The 17,698-nt window shown below is 53.7% G+C and carries 18 protein-coding genes; 9 read left to right on the top strand and 9 right to left on the bottom strand.

What is annotated here, in order from left to right:
* Positions 1-44 precede the first annotated feature (44 nt).
* Entirely contained in the window at positions 45-947 is a 903-nt protein-coding gene (locus Q1B27_RS21705; protein ID WP_299851098.1) for a LysR family transcriptional regulator, read from the bottom strand.
* A gap of 99 nt (positions 948-1,046) precedes the next feature.
* On the opposite strand from Q1B27_RS21705, the gene Q1B27_RS21700 reads away from it, so the two are divergent.
* From Q1B27_RS21700 to Q1B27_RS21665, 8 genes are all read left to right on the top strand, one after another.
* A complete protein-coding gene (locus Q1B27_RS21700; RefSeq protein ID WP_299851095.1) occupies positions 1,047-1,355 on the top strand; it encodes a hypothetical protein in 309 nt (102 codons plus the stop codon).
* Between the two features lie 4 nt (positions 1,356-1,359).
* A complete protein-coding gene (locus tag Q1B27_RS21695) occupies positions 1,360-1,746 on the top strand; it encodes a DUF4440 domain-containing protein (RefSeq protein WP_299851092.1) in 387 nt (128 codons plus the stop codon).
* Positions 1,747-1,811: 65 nt separating this feature from the next.
* Entirely contained in the window at positions 1,812-2,246 is a 435-nt protein-coding gene (locus Q1B27_RS21690) for a hypothetical protein (RefSeq protein ID WP_299851089.1), read from the top strand.
* 40 nt (positions 2,247-2,286) lie between these two features.
* Positions 2,287-2,673 (top strand): DUF4440 domain-containing protein, encoded by a 387-nt coding sequence (locus Q1B27_RS21685; RefSeq protein WP_299851086.1) that lies wholly within the window; start codon positions 2,287-2,289, stop codon positions 2,671-2,673.
* A 23-nt stretch (positions 2,674-2,696) separates the two neighbouring features.
* Complete coding sequence (locus Q1B27_RS21680) at positions 2,697-3,641, top strand: pyridoxamine 5'-phosphate oxidase family protein (RefSeq protein WP_299851083.1); 945 nt, start codon at positions 2,697-2,699, stop codon at positions 3,639-3,641.
* 4 nt (positions 3,642-3,645) lie between these two features.
* Positions 3,646-4,536 (top strand): NmrA family NAD(P)-binding protein, encoded by an 891-nt coding sequence (locus Q1B27_RS21675; RefSeq protein WP_299851080.1) that lies wholly within the window; start codon positions 3,646-3,648, stop codon positions 4,534-4,536.
* 10 nt (positions 4,537-4,546) lie between these two features.
* A complete protein-coding gene (locus tag Q1B27_RS21670) occupies positions 4,547-5,170 on the top strand; it encodes a glutathione S-transferase family protein (RefSeq protein WP_299851076.1) in 624 nt (207 codons plus the stop codon).
* 26 nt (positions 5,171-5,196) lie between these two features.
* Positions 5,197-5,865, top strand: coding sequence for a hypothetical protein (locus Q1B27_RS21665; RefSeq protein ID WP_299851073.1), 669 nt, complete (start codon positions 5,197-5,199; stop codon positions 5,863-5,865).
* Between the two features lie 164 nt (positions 5,866-6,029).
* Here the strand turns inward: Q1B27_RS21665 and Q1B27_RS21660 are convergent, their stop codons facing one another.
* Genes Q1B27_RS21660 through Q1B27_RS21645 form a run of 4 tightly spaced genes read right to left on the bottom strand, consistent with a single transcriptional unit; the run spans position 6,030 to position 11,528 of the window.
* Entirely contained in the window at positions 6,030-8,411 is a 2,382-nt protein-coding gene (locus tag Q1B27_RS21660) for a 1-deoxy-D-xylulose-5-phosphate synthase N-terminal domain-containing protein (RefSeq protein WP_299851070.1), read from the bottom strand.
* Between the two features lie 22 nt (positions 8,412-8,433).
* Positions 8,434-8,985, bottom strand: a complete 552-nt coding sequence (locus Q1B27_RS21655) for an OsmC family protein (protein ID WP_299851067.1) — start codon at positions 8,983-8,985, stop codon at positions 8,434-8,436.
* Complete coding sequence (locus tag Q1B27_RS21650; protein WP_299851064.1) at positions 8,985-10,301, bottom strand: PLP-dependent aspartate aminotransferase family protein; 1,317 nt, start codon at positions 10,299-10,301, stop codon at positions 8,985-8,987. The genes Q1B27_RS21655 and Q1B27_RS21650 overlap by 1 nt, the downstream gene beginning before the upstream one ends.
* Before the next feature lie 24 nt (positions 10,302-10,325).
* Complete coding sequence (locus Q1B27_RS21645; protein ID WP_299851061.1) at positions 10,326-11,528, bottom strand: methionine gamma-lyase; 1,203 nt, start codon at positions 11,526-11,528, stop codon at positions 10,326-10,328.
* A gap of 95 nt (positions 11,529-11,623) precedes the next feature.
* Here Q1B27_RS21645 and Q1B27_RS21640 point away from each other — a divergent pair, with 95 nt between their 5' ends.
* Entirely contained in the window at positions 11,624-12,103 is a 480-nt protein-coding gene (locus Q1B27_RS21640; protein ID WP_299851169.1) for an Lrp/AsnC family transcriptional regulator, read from the top strand.
* Here Q1B27_RS21640 and Q1B27_RS21635 read toward each other — a convergent pair.
* From Q1B27_RS21635 to dctP, 4 genes are all read right to left on the bottom strand, one after another.
* Positions 12,100-12,789 (bottom strand): TetR/AcrR family transcriptional regulator, encoded by a 690-nt coding sequence (locus Q1B27_RS21635; RefSeq protein WP_299851058.1) that lies wholly within the window; start codon positions 12,787-12,789, stop codon positions 12,100-12,102. The two genes, Q1B27_RS21640 and Q1B27_RS21635, sit on opposite strands and share 4 nt — an antisense overlap.
* Before the next feature lie 462 nt (positions 12,790-13,251).
* Positions 13,252-14,541 carry a TRAP transporter large permease gene (locus Q1B27_RS21630; RefSeq protein WP_299851055.1) on the bottom strand — a complete coding sequence of 430 codons (1,290 nt, stop codon included), beginning with the start codon at positions 14,539-14,541 and terminating at the stop codon, positions 13,252-13,254.
* Positions 14,538-15,122, bottom strand: coding sequence for a TRAP transporter small permease (locus Q1B27_RS21625; RefSeq protein ID WP_299851052.1), 585 nt, complete (start codon positions 15,120-15,122; stop codon positions 14,538-14,540). Before Q1B27_RS21625 ends, Q1B27_RS21630 begins: the two co-directional genes overlap by 4 nt.
* 58 nt (positions 15,123-15,180) lie before the next feature.
* Positions 15,181-16,167, bottom strand: a complete 987-nt coding sequence (gene dctP / locus Q1B27_RS21620; RefSeq protein ID WP_299851049.1) for a TRAP transporter substrate-binding protein DctP — start codon at positions 16,165-16,167, stop codon at positions 15,181-15,183.
* Positions 16,168-17,698 lie beyond the last annotated feature (1,531 nt).

The following is a 17,698-nucleotide window of genomic DNA, read 5'->3' as shown; positions in this document are numbered from 1 at the left end:
TTCGTCTCTCCAGACATCACTGCTCAAATTGTTTTGTCTGCGTCCTAGTGAACGGTTTCTCTTTCTTTCGCCATGTCCACGAAAGCTCTGAGGCGTCGCGTCATATGGCGCTTACTGCGATAGTTGAGCGAGTATCGGGGCAGGGTAGTCAGGTGTGCAGCCAGCACTTCAAGCAACTCGTCATTCTTGACATATGGCGCGGCGATCTCGGCGTAGACGTAGGCGAGACCAAGCCCATGGCGGGCATAGTGCAACAAGGATCGCATATCGTTTGCGACCAATCTGGGCTTGGGTTGCATGGTAAACGGCCCGTCAGGTCCGACGAAACCCCACGGCGCATGGTGACCACCGACGCCGAACGCATAGCATATCGCATCATACTCCAGAATATCGCGCGGCTCTTTTGGTGTACCTTTGGCGGCAAGATAGTCCTTTGAGGCAACGATCGCCATTGAAAGTTCAGGGCCCACGGCAACTGCATGTGTATCAGGACCAAGCAATGTGTTGGACCGGATGGCGGCATCAATACCTGAGGTCAGAAGATCAACTTTTTTGTCGTCATAGATCAGCTCAATATCGACCGCGGAGTAGGTGGCTGCAAAGCGGGCCACCAGATCATCCAGAAAAAACGGCCCGGCGCTGTAGGGGGCAGACAGGCGCAGCGTGCCGGTCACTTCATCCTTTTGATCGTCAAGATCGCTGATTGCCCCTTCCAGCTCTGCAATGGCCGGTAAGCTGCGTGCATAGAACTGCTCTCCAATTGGCGTCAAAGCGACCGACCGCGTTGATCGCTCAAAGAGGCGCACACCAAGCCGGTCCTCAAACCGTTGGATGGCTTCACTGACGGACGCCGGCGCCTGGTGAAGGTGTTCTGCAGCAGCACGAAAGCCACCTCGGCGGGCGACTTCAACAAAGACGCGGATATCTCCAAAACTGCTTCTGCTCATTGTTCGCTTTTTCGATCACTGTGTTAGGAAATTGCATGGTTATCCTTACGATAGCAATCGCTTAGCTTTATGACAAGCCGCAATAACAAGGAAAACGAAATGTCCAAGATCACCGAGATTTTCATCCTGAAGATGAAAGAGGGCGATGGTGTTGATGCCACCCGCGAAGCAGCACGGGCAGACTTTGTCGCACTTGAAGGCGTCACATCCTGGGAAACACTGGTCACGACCGACCAGTCACATGACACGCTCTGCGCCGACATTTTCACCTTCCCGGATCATGAAACTGCCAAACGCGTGACGCCCCAATTTGCCGAGCGTCCGGCGACCAAGGCTTTCCTTGGCCAGATCGACGAAATGATTGTCGGTCAGTTTTTCACAACCCACCAACCTAAAACATCGGAGTAAGACCATGACCGAACGGGAAGAAATTGAAGCAGTAATCAATGAATGGAACAGCGGCCTTGACGGCGGCGACATCGAACGGATGGTCGCCTCATGCCACCCCGATGTTATGACCGTAAACGAGCGCCAGCCGGTAACCGTCGGAACCCAAGCCATCCGTGACAAGTACAACCCACGCATTGCTGCCGCCGAAATCACCTCCGGCTATGACATCGAAGACCTGCAATTTTACGGCGACACGGCCATCGTGTCGGGTCGCTTCTACGGCACCATGAAAATGCGCGACACCGGCGAAGTCAAAAAGCCAGAAGGCCGTTTGGTGCTTGGCTATAAACGCGACGAGAGCGGTGCGTGGAAGATGTTCCTTGATCTGGACAACAACGGTCCTGCCTAAGCCCTCCCTTGGTCGCGCTGTTTTGGCGCGGCCAGAATTTTCACGCCTTAACCGGAGCTGTACTGATGACAACCTTGGAAATCGTTACAAAAGAGATCGTCGACCTGCATGATTTCTTCACCGAATGGTTCAACGGCACCGTAGATCGCGACCAGCTTGAACCGCGCTTCCTGTCGCGCCTGCATGAGGACGTGCATTTCATTCCGCCAGAAGGACAAGTGATGACCGGGGCCGTTCTGAAAGAGGGTTTTGCACGCGGCTACGGATCGAACCCAAATTTCCGCATTCAGATCCGGGACGTGGATGTGCGCTATGAGCGCGAGAACCTCGTTCTGGCAACTTACTCCGAGTGGCAAACCGGCGCGACTATCTCCGCCCATGCCAACAACGCCCGGATCACAACGGTTCTGATGGAAATGACGACGCCGGTCACTTGGCTCCACATCCAAGAAACCTGGCTGCCAGAGAACGTGAGAGCCGCTGGCTCCTTTGATTTCTAAACTTGCCACCCTCCACACACACCAAATGAAAGTGAACACCATGACCAAACGTATTGCCCACCAACCCCGCGAGATTGCCCATTGCGTCAGTGCTTATCTGCAAGAAGGTGACCTCGACGGCATCGCCTCCATGTTCCACCCAGACTGTCAGGTGTTCTTTCCGCCCGATCAGCCGCCAGCCACCGGAATTGCTGGCGCACGCGCCGCGTTTGAGGGTTTCATGGACCTGCGGCCCGAAATCAAGAGCGACGTGTTCAGCGAAGTCATCATCGGCGATATCGCCTTGCTACGTGCAAATTGGAGCGTCGTCGCACCGGACGGCACTATCATGGCAGAAGGCCAATCCACGGAAGTGGCCAAGAAGCTGGAAAACGGCGGCTGGGGCTATCTGATCGATTGCCCGAACGGCCCGCCAAACCTTGCGTAACCCCTCACCCTACGGAGCCTCCCATGACACTTCAGCATTTCCATGAAGGCGAATTGCGTTTGCAAGAGCAAACCGGTGATCGCGAGAAAATCGCGGTGATGACCCGCCACCTGATGAATGACTTCATGCCGGATCAACATCGGGCGTTTTTTGAGGGGCTTGAATACATTTTTCTAGGCACGGTGGATGCGAAAGGCTTGCCCCATGCCTCCATCGTGACTGGCCCAGTGGGGCTTGCGTCTTCACCTGATCCCAAAACGCTGGTGATCCAAACGGGCGACCGTGTGGGAAAACCCGCATTCGAGGCATTGGATTTGGGGCAGGCGGTTGGTGTTGTCGGGCTTGATCTGTCCAATCAGCGGCGCAACCGAATGCATGGCAAGGTAACGGCCATAGACGATGGTTCGGTCACGATCACCGTGGTGCAAAGCTATGGCAATTGCCCCAAGTACATCAGCCTGCGCGAGATTTCAGAGCGGGAGCTTCCAACTGCCGGAGGCAAGATCGAAACGCGCGATAGGCTCAATGCAGACGATACGGCCCTCATCAAAGCGGCGGACACATTCTGGATCGCGTCCTACGTGCAGGATGGATCAGGCGCCCCCTATGAAGGGGTCGACGTCAATCATCGCGGCGGGCAGCCGGGCTTTGTCTCGGTGGACGGCCCGTCGCAGATCACCATACCCGACTACCGGGGCAACAACCTGTTCAACACTTTCGGCAACCTGCTTTTGAACCCCGATGCGGGCCTGCTTTTCGTCGACTTTGAAACCGGTGACCAGCTGCATCTGCACGGCGAGACCTCTCTGATCGAAGACGCTTACGAGGTTGCCCAAACCCCCGGTGCTCTGCGCCTATTGTGCATCCAAATCAGCGGCGTTCGCCGCACCGCCGAGGCCACGCCGCTGCGGTGGCGCTTTGTAGAACACTCTCACGTAAATCCGGACCTCACACCAGAAAAGGAATAATCCCATGGCCCTTAGAATACTTGCATATGGCGCAAACGGCGCGCAGATGGCCGCCGGAACGCAGGCGCTGGTCGATGGCGGGCATGACGTCCGTGTCTTCACCCGATCCGAGGCCGGAGCCGAGCGGTGGAGAGCCGCGGGTGTCGACGCTGTTATCGGCGACATGGCGGATCAAGACGCATTGATCGAGGCAAGTGACAAGCGGGATGCGCTCTTTTTGCATGTGCCCCTGATCACCGATCCAGACGATGACCGAAATGCCTATGGCATGAATGCCCTCAGAGCAGCGCGGGCAACGGGCGTCAAGAAAATCGTCTGGAACACCGGCGGTCCGATCATGGACCCTTCTTCCACGACCGACCCCGGGGCTGTATTGCTAAGGGCCCTGCAGGAGGGCGGGTTTTCGTTCCTTGGTCTGACCCCCGTCACTTACATGGAAAACCTTCTGGGTCCCTGGACCACCGCCGGTCTTGCGCAAGGCAAATTGCCTTATCCAACACCGGCAAGCTTCAAGATGCAGTGGGGCGCTGCGGCCGATTTCGGTCGGGTGGCTGACAAGGCCCTCCAGACCGAGCTACCAAATGAGTTGCTGACCCTGGGCGGCCCCCAGGCCCTTGATGGCGACGATCTTGCCCGGATCATGGGGGAAACGCTTGGTACCGAGCTGGCGTTTGAAACAATGCCCGCAGCCGAGTTTGAAGCACATCTGGCACAGATGGGCAGCCCCCATGTCGCCAGTATGATCGCCGGTATGTACGGCGGCATTCAGGCCAATCCCGATCAGTTCCAGCCGGGCTTTGTCACTGATGCACCCGCAGTCGAAGGCCGTTTCGGCCTCAAACTGACAGCCTTCTCCCAATGGGTGTCGGACCACATAACACATTTCAAATCCTAAGGACAAAGACATGAAACTCTATGATCATCCCGTCTCCGGGCACGCACATCGGGCGAGCGCAATGCTGTCGCTTCTGGGCTTGGACTATGAAAATGTCACCGTTGATCTGCAAAGCGGGGCGCACAAGCAACCTGAGTATTTGAAGCTCAACCCGCTCGGGCAGGTGCCGACCCTTCAGGACGGCGACGTGATATTGCGCGATTCAACCGCGATCCTGACCTATCTCGCACTGCAATATGATCCTGCCCGGTCCTGGCTTCCCAATGATCCAGAGCTTGCGGCCAAGGTTCAGGAATGGCTTGCAACCAGCGTGAAGGAGGTTTTTGAGGGTCCATGTGGCGCGCGCATCTCCAAGTTCTTTGGGGCGCCTGTCGACTACGATCAAGCAGTTGAGAAGACACATTCGCTCATGAAAACGCTCTTTGAGCCCCATCTGGCAGAGAACGATTGGCTCGTAGGCACGGGCCCGACGATCGCGGATGTTGCCAACTATGGGTACATAGCCGCCGTTGAAGAGGCAGGGGTTTCGCTTGCCGAATATCCGAACGTACAGACCTGGATTACCCGGCTTGAAGCGTTGAACGGTTTTCCAAAAATCAAGTCTGTCGCCGAAGTCATGGACGGCAGGGCTTGAGCGTAAAAAAATCGGAGGTTAGGCTCATGAAAAAAGTTAAAATCATCTATGGTCACGACACACTCTGCGGATGGTGCTTTGGGTTCACACCGACGCTCGATGCATTTGTTGCAGCTCATCCAGACATAGAGATCGATGTCATCCCGGGCGGTCTGATCAAAGGTGACCGGGTCGGAAGCTATGCAGACATGGCAGGTTATGTTGCCCAAGCTGAGGTCAAAATGACAGCTGTGACTGGTCGCGCTATCGGTCAGCCGTTCCGGGACATGTTGCAGCAAGAAGATGCGCCATTGAGCATTTCTGCGCCGCCAAGTCTTGCGATCCTGCAGATGAAAAAACTGGCGCCGGGTCGAGCGCTTGAGTTTGCGCATATCTTGCAGGATGCGCATTTTCTGAATGGCAAGGATCTCAATCTCGCGGCCACCTATGACGAAATCTGCGACGCCCACGGGTTTCCTGGACTTGATACTGCGGCGATCATTGCTGCTACAGAAGAGACACCAGAAGTGGCCGCTAGCTACAACGAATCTGCGATGCTAGGTATTCAATCCTATCCAACAATCCTTCTGATCGACGAAGAGGACACTGTCTTTGGACAAATCGATTCTATCTATGATCTCGATGCATTCACAGAACGCTTCTACCAGGTCGTCGAAACGAAGATCGCAGGCGACATCCGAGCGACCTTAAGCTAGATCAACTTCTTAGTCCTGTCCGTTTTTGCTGGGCTAAGTTCATGCCCAAAAGAGGGATTGGATTTCAGCCATCTGTCTGTTCCATCAGAAAATGGGCCTAGCGCAGAGCACGGCCCATTTTCCAAGCTAACTGCCATTCGGCTGCAGCGGCGACTTGCATGCGTTCAAACCGCTGCCGGGACGCGGATATGTCGGCCATCCGTGAGCCCTTGCACTTTCTCCACGATGGATGCCGCATCAAGACCATGATGCTTGTAGAGATCACCGATGGTTCCGGTTTGGCCGAAATGCTCTACCCCGAGTGAGATCGTCTGATGTCCCTCAACGCCGCCAAGCCAGGCCAGAGTTGCTGGGTGTCCGTCAATAGCTGTGATGATCTTGCAATGGGGCGGTAAGGCTTGCATGAGCGTTTCGATGTGAGATTGGGCACCAGTCACACCGCGAGACCGGGCGCGTTGCGCCGCCGTCCATCCGGCGTTGAGCCTGTCAGCAGAGGTGACGGCAAGCACACCGACGTCACGGCGCCCCTCACCGATAATGCCTGCGGCGCGGATCGCTTCTGAGGCGACGGCCCCTTGATAAGCAATCACAACGTCACAATTCGGCCCCGGCTTTCGCAGCCAATACGCCCCGTCAATAGCGCCCTGGCGGAAGGCATCGTCATGGCGTTTTCCAGGTTGTTCAATTGGGCTGGTTGTCAGGCGCAGATAGATGCTCCCTCCGGTTTCATCCCTCAGCCAGGTGCGTTCGTCCGGGTCACCCTCACCTTCACGCTGCATGTAATCAAACGCCCATTCCATGATGACAGCCAGTTCATCGGCAAAAGCCGGTTCAAAAGCCGCCAGACCATCCTGGCTCATCCCGATTAGGGGAGTGCCAATGGATTGGTGCGCCCCGCCTTCGGGGGCCAATGTGACACCGGAAGGCGTGCCTACGATCATGAAACGTGCATCCTGATAACACGCGTAGTTAAGCGCATCGAGGCCGCGGCACACAAACGGATCATAAACTGTGCCTATGGGGATGAGGCGTTTGCCAAAAATCGAATGCGACAGGCCGGCCGCTCCCAGCAATAAGAACAGGTTCATTTCGGCGATGCCAAGCTCAATATGTTGGCCCTCTGGCGTGAAGGTCCATTTGGCGGTTGAAGGGATGCGGTGCTCGATGAATGCATCTGCTTGTTCGGCCCGCGCGAACAGTTTGCGGCGGTTCACCCATGGTCCAAGGCTGGTTGTACCCGTTACATCCGGCGACGTGGTGACAATCCGCGTTGCAAGATCGCTGTCACCCTTAGACAGATCATCGAGGATTTTGCCAAACGCCGTTTGCGTAGAGATTTCGCGGTCAGCGTTTATCTCGATCTGAGGAACATCAATTTTCGCGTCAGAAAAGCGGCGGGGACCGTCCGCAAAGAATGGAACATCCGAAAGAAATTTCTCAAGCGCGGGCACATCGTCGACACCCGCAAACCGTTCCCATTCCTGTCCTTCTTCAATACCCATATGCGCCTGCCACTCAGCGAACTGGGTCTTATTCATCAATCCACCATGGTTGTCTTTATGACCCGCAATCGGCGTGCCCCAACCTTTGACCGTGTAGGCGAGAAAACAAGTGGGGCGGTCATGATCAATGGCGTCAAACGTGTCAGCCATAGTCTCAACGCAGTTCCCACCAAGGTTTTCCATCAAGGCGGCCAATTCACTATTACTGCGCCGATCAATCATGGCAGTGACATCGCCCTGATCACCCAGATCATCCATCAGCCGTTTGCGCCATACGGCACCGCCCATAAAGGTGAGAGCGGAGTATTCCTGGTTTGGACAGGCGTCGATCCAGTCGCGCAATTTGTTTCCACCTGGTTCGTCAAAAGCAGCTCGTTGCAGTGCCCCATGCTTTACGCGCACCACGTCCCAACCGAAGGCGTCAAAGATCTTCTCAATCCGTTCAAAGAGACCCTCGCGAACGATTCCGTCCAAAGATTGTCGGTTGTAATCGATCACCCACCAGGTGTTGCGCAGATCGTTTTTCCAACCCTCTTGCAGAGCCTCGTAGATGTTACCTTCATCTAATTCGGCATCGCCAATCAAAGCGACCATCCGACCCATAGGTGCGCCGGCACCCCAGTCTTTAGCGGCAATGTAATCTTGGATGATCGATGCAAAAGAAGTGATTGCCACGCCAAGCCCAACAGATCCCGTGGAGAAATCCACATCGTCAATGTCTTTTGTGCGCGATGGATAGCTTTGCACACCGCCGTAACCGCGGAAATTCTCCATCTTTTCGCGTGTCTGATTGCCAAATAGATATTGAGCTGCGTGGAAGATCGGAGAGGCGTGCGGTTTGACTGCAACTCTGTCTTCCGGCCGGAGAGTAGAAAAGTAAAGCGCAGTCATGATCGACACAATCGATGCCGAGCTTGCCTGGTGACCGCCGACTTTAATTCCATCGGCCTTGGGACGGATGTGATTGGCGTGGTGGATCATCCAGTGTGAATGCCACAGCAGAAGCTGCTCGACGGTCTTGAGGTGCTGACGCTGAGATGTCATGGCGTGTCTCCCGTTGGCGGAGTTAATCATCAATTTGTTTGCTGACAATTTCACCCGTCAGCGAGACAGGGTTTACAATCGTCTGTGCATTCGGGCTGTGCGCAATGGCCTTGCGATGCAACTCTTCGAACTGCTCCGGTGTACCGTCACCAACCACATTGATTACGTAGTTGATTTCGGGAAAGCCGACCGTGGCGTTCGTGCCCAGACCCATGAAGCCACGTAGATCCAGCGTACCGTCGAAGTCGATCTTGACCGATTCCAGCTGAATGCCTTCGGCAGTCGCACCGGCCACAAAGGCCACCATCATGCAAGAACCAAGGCCTGACAGAAGAAGTTCTTGCGGGTTGGGGCCGTGGTTGTTGCCCATAAGCTGGCGCGGTTCATCCGCTTTCCAAGTGAAAGAGCGGCTGACCTTATGCGGACCCACCAGCATCGGCTTGGTGGAGGTACGTGCACGGGTGCCGCTTTCCCAGTCGATTTCTATGCCATAGCTCATCAATCCCTCTTCGGGGTTGCCCGAGACTTCGTTTACAAATTCGCTGAGGGCGGCAGTGGGGATGTTGTTACGCATTATGCGGCACCTTTCATGTCTGTGATGGCGTTCAGGGCGTGGTCGAAATCTGCGATCAGGTCATTGGCATCTTCGATCCCAACGGACAGCCGGACACAGCCGGGGTGGATGCCGATATCGGCGCGCTGTCGTGCGGTCATGGTGGCCTGTGATGAGTTAAAGGGTAGGCTGATAAGGCTCTCGATGCCGCCGAGACTGGTGGCCTGTTTGGGCAGGTGCAGATGATCCAGCAAGCGCAACGCAGCCTGATCCCCGCCTTTGACGAAGAAGGTCACGTTGCCGGTACCCATTTTCATCAGTTCCTTGGCTCTGATGTGGTCAGGATGGCTTGGCAGCATTGGATAGAGTACATTGTCAACACTGGGATGCGTTTCAAGAAAGGTCGCCAGCGCCATTGCGCTTTGCTCGTGCGCACGCATGCGGATGTCTAGAGTCTTCAAGCCACGCTCCAGCAAAAATGCAGCATGTGGATCGAGCTGGCCACCGTAGTTGAGTAAGCGTGGCCAGATCATGTCCACAAGCTTACGTGGGCCGCAAACAACACCTGCAATGAGGTCGGAATGGCCGTTGAGGTACTTCGATGCCGAATGAACAACCAGATCAACACCCAGCTCCAACGGCTTCATTACCGGCGGAGGTGCAAAAGTCGAATCTACGACTAGACGCAAGTTATGTCTGCGCGCGATGTCCACGAGGGCAGGAATGTCCACCACTTTTAGCACAGGGTTGGTGATGGTTTCGAAATAGAGGAGCTGTGTATTTGGTTGAATGGCAGCTTCTATTGCGTCGATATCGTAACTGTCCACCAGGGTGGCTGACATGCCCAGTGACGGAAATTCCTGATTGAAGAGGTTGTAGGTGCCTCCATATAGATCGCTTGCCGCTACAACATGCGCTCCTTTGTCAACCAGCGCCAACACCGCCGCTGAAATCGCAGCCATGCCTGAACTAAACACAAGTGCACTTTCAGCCCCTTCGAGCGTTGCGAGCTTCTCCTGCACCGCCCATTGAGACGGGTTGCCGTAGCGCGTGTAGATAAACCGATCCCGTCCAAATCCTTCTTCGATCGAACCATAGGTCTCTTCGTGGAGAATAAAGGTCGAAGTTTGGTATATTGGCGTGCCTACGGCACCTGTACGTGGATCATCATGTGTACCAGCATGCACGGCCTTGGTGGACATGCCCATGTTGTCCATTGGATGCGCAGCAAGGTATGGGCCTGCCCGCCGTGAGCGATCAAGATCCTTAATCCAGCCGCCGACATTCCGTGTGGAAGGTTTGCTGGTGGCGTCACCATAGAGTGGCTTATTTGACATTTTGGTCTCCCGTCGATGCGTTGGTTAGGCCGCTATTGCGTTGTGCTGAGACAATGCCGCCATCAAATCGTCGATAATGTCGCCCGCGGTTTCCAAGCCGACCGACAGACGCACCAAACCTTCGGCGATGCCGTGTTCAGCCCGTTCCTCGGGGGTGTAGGTGGAATGTGTCATGCTGGCTGGATGCTGTATCAGGCTTTCTGCGTCGCCAAGGCTGACGGCGCGCTGTATCAGACTCAAGCGGTTCATCATGGCAATACCACCTTCTTTGCCACCTTTGACCTTGAACGGGATCATGCCGCCAAAATCCGACATCTGTCGCCTGGCCAAATCGGCTTGTGGGAAGCTGTCGAGCCCGGGATAGGATACGCTCAAGACCGCTGGATGCGCTTCCAGTACCTCCGCAACTTTCCTGGCTGATTGACAGTGTCTTTCGACGCGTAGCTCAAGGGTTTTTAGACCGCGCAATATAAGCATAGCCGTGAAGGGCGACATCACTGAACCGGTCATATCCTTCAATCCGACCAAACGGACTTGTTTCATGTCTTCGGCTGATCCGGCGACAAGTCCTGCAACAAGGTCTCCGTGACCACCCAGATATTTGGTCGCTGAGTGCAAAACGATGTCCGCGCCGTGTTCGATTGGGCGGGACAAAACGGGCGTCGCATATGTATTGTCTACGATCACTCTTGCACCAGCTTTGTGAGCGATCTGCGAGACTGCTGCAATATCCACGAGGCGATTGTTTGGATTGGCTGGCGTCTCAAAGTAAACGATTTTGGTGCGATCTGTGATCACAGCATCAAGGTTTGCCGGATCGGTCATGTCGACTGGTTTCACCGTCACGTTGAACTTAGTCAGGCCGTGACTGAGGAACGCGAAGGTGCATCCATAGAGTGTCTTGTCGATAATCACCTCGTCGCCAGCTTCGACAAAAGTCCAGAACACGGAACTGATTGCGCCCATACCCGAGGCCATCGCAACACCTGCTTCAGCGCCTTCCAGATTGGCGATGCGGTTTTCGAGCTGCTCGAGGGTTGGGTTCGAGATGCGGCTGTAGAAGTGCCCCTCTTGTTCGCCGGCGAACATTGCACCGCCTGCTTCTGCTGTGTCGAAAGTAAATGTTGATGTCAGATAGATAGGTGGATTCAGCGATCCCTGATGGTCCGCTGCGTCATAACCGTAATGGATTGCACGCGTGGAGAAGCCAGTTTTGCCGTTTTTCATTGTCGACACTCCTATACCCTTTTGAGTAGAATAAGATGGATCATCGGGCATTTGATTGCTAAGTTAGCCTCAATGAGTGACTGAATTGGAATATGATGCCAAAAACTGCCAGAATAGATGCGACAGATCGCAAAATGATCCGAGCGCTGCAAAAGAATGGCCGGATGACGAATCTGGACCTAGCAGAAAGCGTGAACCTGTCGCCGTCGCCTTGCCTTCGCAGACTGCGCAACCTGGAAAAAGAGAAGGTGATCCGCGGATACAGCGTGGACGTGGACGCCGCAGCTTATGGATTGCCAATTACAATTTTTGTCCGTGTTGCACTCGACGGTCACAACGAGGACATAGTGAGCCAATTCGAGGCAGAAGTACGCAATATCCCGGAAGTTCTGGATTGCTATGTCATGACGGGAGCAGCGGACTATCTGTTGCGGGTTGTTGTATCGGATCTCGAAGACTACGAGCGTTTCATTAGGCAACGACTGCATAAGATCGGGCACATCAGGTCAATCGACACTAGTTTTGTCTACGGTGTCGTTAAGCATGCTCATATTTTTCCGGATATCGAGGCTTAGCCTGGCCCAGATACCCGTCGACGTGCCATTCGATCGGACAAGCTTTCACGGCGCGGAAAGTTAACCAGGGCGTCCTTGATCTCGTCTGCAGTTTTTAGCTTTTTCAACCAGCTGTCGCCTGCAACTACCTCTGCGTAATAGGGAATTTGGAGGAGGCGCATCTCCGGATCTTCTTCCACCCGCATCGTGTAGTATCCAATCTGATGGTAATACATCGTGCGTGCTCTCACCAATGCAGACATGGTGTCATGTCCGAAGCCCTCGATTACCCATTGGTACAAAGAAATCCGCTTATGATCGATAAAGCGCATGGTGCGTGCTGCCAATTTCGATGTTTTACCCCACTCCCGGACGGCTACATCGAGAGATGCATCGAATTGGGGGCTCAAGACCCAGACATTTGCAAGTGCCAGGTATTGGGCCTGAGGGTCATCAGCCGCTTCATCGAGCGCTTCAATAAAGGGGTGAACGTTGGATGCGAGCCAATCTTTTAACAAGGCACGATACAATGCCTCGCGATTCTTGAAGTGCCAGTAGAAGCTTCCTGGTGTCACTCCCAATTGTCGCGCCAACGGCTCAACTTTTACGGATGAGATACCGCGTGCAATCAACATTTTGCGTGACGCTGCGATCCAGTCCTCGGCAGAAACCGAGCCCGATTTTGGTGCTCTTTTCTTGGCGCTCAAATTCGGTCCTAATCCTCTTACTACTCATTAGCTCGCCTTCAAGTGTTCAACACTAGCGCTGTCTTTTCCATTGGTCACGTGTCGATAGGTCAACTCTGTCGTGAAAACACCTGAAAAAAGGTTATATGACCGCCAATTGGAAGTAGATCTTCATCTTCGGCGATACCCAGATCCACCAATTGCTTACGATCAGTGCGGCCGGCATATTCGGTATGCAGACTGCAATCTCCGGCAAAAGCGGCTGATTTGCGCAATCACGACGCGACGCCAACCTTTCCAGTGCGGATCAAACATTGGGTCCAGTCCAATGTTCCCGGCGCCAAGCCATCGCCGCCGCCCCCGGCGATCGCCACATCAAATTCGGTTCGTAGGGCTGGGCTCCGCCAGAGCGGAGCCCAGCCTTTGTGGCCTTTCAAGCGCTTTCTTTCAATACACCAAAGCAGAGACAGGTTCCTTAACTCACTAGCCAAGCAAGAGCTCAGGAAGCCAGAGTGCCACTCCAGGAACAAAGGTCGTGAGCGCAAGCGTCGGCAACCATGCGAAGATAATGAAGATCATGGTTGGCCCGAGCATCTTCTGCACTGGTGCGCCCGTCACGCGCGCGCCCAGAAACAGCAGCGGCGCAGTGGGCGGTGTGATATTGCCCATGCCAAGGTTCACACCAAGGATCGCAGCGAAATGGATTGGATCGACGCCAACGCTCGTGGCAATCGGCAAGAGCAGGGTAGCGCTCAAGATAAGACCGCTGAAGTCATCCATGATCATACCAATGAGGATCATTGTGAGGTTGATCATCAAAAGCACGACTATCGGGTTGTCCGAAATCGAGAAGATCAAGTCCTGCGCCAATCCGGGGATGTCTTCGAAGATCAGGAAACGGCTGACGATCAGCACCATGAAGATCATCACCATGACCACGCCAATCGTCACGGAAGATTCCTTTAAGGTCTCCATGAAAACCTTCCAGTTCAGTCCCTTGTAGACGAAGAAACCGATCGGGATCGCGTAGATCACGGCAACACCGGCCGCCTCAGTTGGCGTCATGATACCGCCATAGATACCGCCCAGAATGATGATCGGCATCATCAGCGCCGGGAAGGCCGCAAAGGTTTTCATGCTGACGGCCTTGACGAAATTTTCCTGATCTTCTGGCAGAACAATGTCTGTCTGTTTTCGCATCATGATGAGGTTGATGATCACGAGCAGCGAGGCCACGATGATGCCTGGCAGAACCGTTGCCAGAAAGCATTTGAGAACGGATTGTTGTGTCAACCAGGCGTAGATCAACTGGGCAGAACTTGGCGGAATGAGCAGGCCAAGCGGGCTGGCGGCAACCAGCAGCGCTGCAGAGAAGCCTTCCGGATATTTCGCCCTGCGGAGATGCGGCATCATTACAGCGCCGATACACGTCAATGTGGCAGCGCCGCTGCCAGAGATGGCACCGAACATCGCACTTGCAACAACGGAAGCCCCCGAGAGACCACCGCGGATGCGTCCCAAAAGCATTTCAGCCAAATCAACGATCGGAGCGGCAATCCGGCCGTTCTTCATGATATCGCCTGCAAGGATGAAGAGCGGGATCACGAGGATCACAACCGTATTCAGCTTCCAGTGTCCGGTCGGCATAAAGCCGGAGACATCATGACCGCCAGTATATGCCAGAAAGATCAACACGCCGCCAAAGGCCAACGGTACGGAAATGCCTGCAAAGAGCAGAACACAGATTAGCAAAACGGAGATCGCGATAATCATTGCTCTGCCTCCCCTTCAACGCGCTTGGTTTCTGCATCGGCCTCTAGTTGTTTGGCAAAGCCATCAACACCGAGTTTCAGAAGGACATAGAGGTGGAGCGCGCTGTAGAGCGCCATGAACACGAGACCGACAAAGATACCCAGACGCGGGACAAAGAAGGGAATTCGGAGTGCAATCGTTGTTTGCCATTGTGGGTACGACGCAATCTCATCGCGCAGCATTAGGGCAGCCCAGTACACAAGGAAGACTGTGACGACCAATTCGATCGATGTCAGGGTGACCCGACGCATCCAAATGGTGCGGGGATTCTTGAACCACTCCTCAAGAATGTCCGCCTTGATCTGCGTATCGTCGTAGGTGCCGATGGCACTGCCCAAGAAGAAAAGCCAAAAACACATTGGCAGAAGCCATTCTTCGTAAGCAAATAGATCGCTTTCGAGTATGTAACGAAACACAACGACAAGGAAAAATGTGAGCGCAAGAATAAACGTTGATAGAATCAGAAAGGCTGATTTTATCTTGAGCAAGTTCTTCACGGTTGCCCCGATTTTTGGGGGCAGTTGGTCGGCAAGTTGAATCACAGGGACCACTCCAGTTTTGGCGAAGTGGGCCGGGGAGAGCGACCCACTTCGCGAGGCTTCAGTTTGCGGTCAGGCGATCAATAATGTCCTGTCCGACAACGTCCGCTACATTCGGCCAAACCGTCGCCTGGATATGTGCCTTGATGGCGTCGCGCTCTCCCTGGGTGAACTCGACAACTTCCCAGTCAGCTTCTTTCAGCTGATCGACGAAGCCTTGACTCCGTTCCCAGGCGAGTTGGCTGATTTCAGCTGCGGCTTCAGCGGATTCCTTTTCGATAACCGCGCGTTGCTCGTCAGTCAGCCCGTCGTAGAAACGCTTGTTGGCGTAGATCATCGTGCTTTCGATGAAGGCGTTGTATGGTACGTATGTGCTACCAACTCCGCTGGCTGCAAAAGTGGTATAGGCCCATTCAGGCGTGCAGCAAATTGCGCCATCGATAGTGCCAGCTTGCACGGCAGGAAAGACTTCCGCCCAGCTGAGCGTCGTCACATTGTATCCGAGCTCTTCCATCGTTTGCTTGGCGATTTGTGACGACCATGCACGGACATTCATGCCTTGATTGTCAATATTCGTCGGGTTGGCCGGGCGCTCGGTTGCGATCATCCCGATGAGGCCTTCCCCGATCGTTCCGAGCGGCTGAATGCCAAAGGAGGTCAGAATCTCTTCCAGGATCTTGTTGTATTCGGAATTTGGGTCGCCATAGACCGCATCAAGCTCGTCCTTGGTGGTCACCATGAAAGGAAGACTGTTGATCTCAAGCCTCGGATCTTTCTGCGCGTAGACAGTCGCATGCACCATCTGTACTTCCCCACGAATGGCACTTTCGAGCAGCTCCTCGCCGGTACCCAGTTGGCCAGCTGGAAAATACTTGACGTCAAGGCCGACGCCCGCGTCCTCAATGTCCTTAGCCATTTGCTCAAGTACTGCGTTTCCAAAATGTTCCGTAGGCACGGTGCCGGCGATACGTAGGCGCTCGGCTGAGGCGGCAGTCGCTGTGAGCGCTGCAACCGTGGTCATCATCATGAGACGAGAAGTGAAAGTCATTTTTTCCTCCAGTTGGTGTAGTTTTTTTAGCAGCATTATCCATAGGCTACCCTATTGTTAAAAGTAGACTTATATATGGTAAGTGCGCAAGAGTTAGTTTCGGTGATCGATCACGGATAGACTCACAGGTTTTAAATTTTTTCTCGCACTTGGTTTTTTTCAGCGTAACGCATTGGAAATATTCAATTTAAATCGCCTTTCTCGAGGCCTGTTAGTTTAGAAACACTGTGCGGAAGTAGTTTAAGATAAATGGTTCAACCGTTCTCAAGCAGCAAAAATTTTCAAGAATCGGGTTCCCACTAAGTTCACTCGAAGAAAGAGTGCGCACGAAATCCAACTGGCTATTCGCTAAAGTAAAGCCACAATCGAAGCTGGCTGACGTAGGCAAATTGCTGCCATTTTTCGACAGGCCATTGATAAAAAAGGAGGGGTAGAGGGTCGAGTGTTGTAATGCACACAGCAGATCGACGAGTGTTTTAACCGGATTTCGAAATACAACCAGTTTCAGTTATTCAGCGAAATTTTTGAGAGCAATTTGCTTCATTTGTATACATTAGCAAAAGCCGCGCGAAGTTTACATTGCGCGGCTTTCTTTTTAGAATTCGTTGGGCAACCATGCTGGCAAAAATACCAGCAATTTGTCCGAGTTCAGATTTACATAACCATAAATACTACGTTAGCGGCTACCGCTGAGATAGTAATTGCGATCAAGACGGAGGCTTCCGCTACGATTTTCAGGTTGTTTGACATTTGTCTTTCCCTATTCCCAAGAGGTGAGGTTTTTCCTGTGGCGTAGGTAGCCGAAGCTCTGTGACATTAGAAGTGCAGGTTCGACAAACCAGCCATGCATTCTTGGAATGAGACTGAGGTAGTATCGCAATGCGTGCAGTCCGAAGCCAAGCGAGCCGAGAATGATAACGTTCAATATTCCAGAGATTCCGCTTTCTATCCAGGTTTTGGAGCCAGGTTCGGCGCGTAGCATGTTCCAATTGGGCGCACCATATTTCGACGCCCTTGAGAACTTTTTGCAAATCTACGTTCTCCTCGTCGTCTACTATAGCGAAAAGCTCACCGACAATCGGGTTCCCGAACCCAACATCACGTGACGGACATGATTCATTGGGCGTATTCTGGTCGAGTTGAACATCGGCGGAGCTGACTTCATGCAGATTATGCTATACAAGAGACTCTGGGCTTTCTGAGAAACTTTTCTTTAACGGTATTAGGGTTCGTATCTGAATGCCTAGATGCGGGCACCACTCTCGACACGAGGATTAAGCCGAAAACCGGTAGAAATAACTGTAGACTTTCTGTGACGTAGGGGTTTGATAACAATGCTTGAGCCTCGATACGTCCTGTAAATCGGTTCAGTGTTAACGCCCAATACTATGGATTTATGTCGGTATTTGACGACTTGGTATTTGCCTAGCGTGATATTGGGCATGCAAAGATACAATTTCATCATTGTTGCCGGCGATCTGCAGATGTTGCGACGGTGCATCGGTCAAATGAACGTTTGATTCGAAGCTAA

Source organism: uncultured Roseovarius sp. (genome assembly GCF_947489715.1).
GTDB lineage: Bacteria > Pseudomonadota > Alphaproteobacteria > Rhodobacterales > Rhodobacteraceae > Roseovarius.
Note: the sequence above shows the minus strand (reverse complement) of the source record. Positions and strands in the feature narration are given on the sequence as shown.

Coding starts and splice junctions, on each gene's coding strand:
- Q1B27_RS21665 (WP_299851073.1), top strand. CDS start 5,197: ATGAAAAAAGTTAAAATCATCTATGGTCACGACACACTCTGCGGATGG.
- dctP (WP_299851049.1), bottom strand. CDS start 16,167: ATGACTTTCACTTCTCGTCTCATGATGATGACCACGGTTGCAGCGCTC.
- Q1B27_RS21670 (WP_299851076.1), top strand. CDS start 4,547: ATGAAACTCTATGATCATCCCGTCTCCGGGCACGCACATCGGGCGAGC.
- Q1B27_RS21690 (WP_299851089.1), top strand. CDS start 1,812: ATGACAACCTTGGAAATCGTTACAAAAGAGATCGTCGACCTGCATGAT.
- Q1B27_RS21655 (WP_299851067.1), bottom strand. CDS start 8,985: ATGCGTAACAACATCCCCACTGCCGCCCTCAGCGAATTTGTAAACGAA.
- Q1B27_RS21660 (WP_299851070.1), bottom strand. CDS start 8,411: ATGACATCTCAGCGTCAGCACCTCAAGACCGTCGAGCAGCTTCTGCTG.
- Q1B27_RS21680 (WP_299851083.1), top strand. CDS start 2,697: ATGACACTTCAGCATTTCCATGAAGGCGAATTGCGTTTGCAAGAGCAA.
- Q1B27_RS21685 (WP_299851086.1), top strand. CDS start 2,287: ATGACCAAACGTATTGCCCACCAACCCCGCGAGATTGCCCATTGCGTC.
- Q1B27_RS21705 (WP_299851098.1), bottom strand. CDS start 947: ATGAGCAGAAGCAGTTTTGGAGATATCCGCGTCTTTGTTGAAGTCGCC.
- Q1B27_RS21675 (WP_299851080.1), top strand. CDS start 3,646: ATGGCCCTTAGAATACTTGCATATGGCGCAAACGGCGCGCAGATGGCC.
- Q1B27_RS21700 (WP_299851095.1), top strand. CDS start 1,047: ATGTCCAAGATCACCGAGATTTTCATCCTGAAGATGAAAGAGGGCGAT.
- Q1B27_RS21695 (WP_299851092.1), top strand. CDS start 1,360: ATGACCGAACGGGAAGAAATTGAAGCAGTAATCAATGAATGGAACAGC.
- Q1B27_RS21650 (WP_299851064.1), bottom strand. CDS start 10,301: ATGTCAAATAAGCCACTCTATGGTGACGCCACCAGCAAACCTTCCACA.
- Q1B27_RS21630 (WP_299851055.1), bottom strand. CDS start 14,541: ATGATTATCGCGATCTCCGTTTTGCTAATCTGTGTTCTGCTCTTTGCA.
- Q1B27_RS21645 (WP_299851061.1), bottom strand. CDS start 11,528: ATGAAAAACGGCAAAACTGGCTTCTCCACGCGTGCAATCCATTACGGT.
- Q1B27_RS21640 (WP_299851169.1), top strand. CDS start 11,624: ATGCCAAAAACTGCCAGAATAGATGCGACAGATCGCAAAATGATCCGA.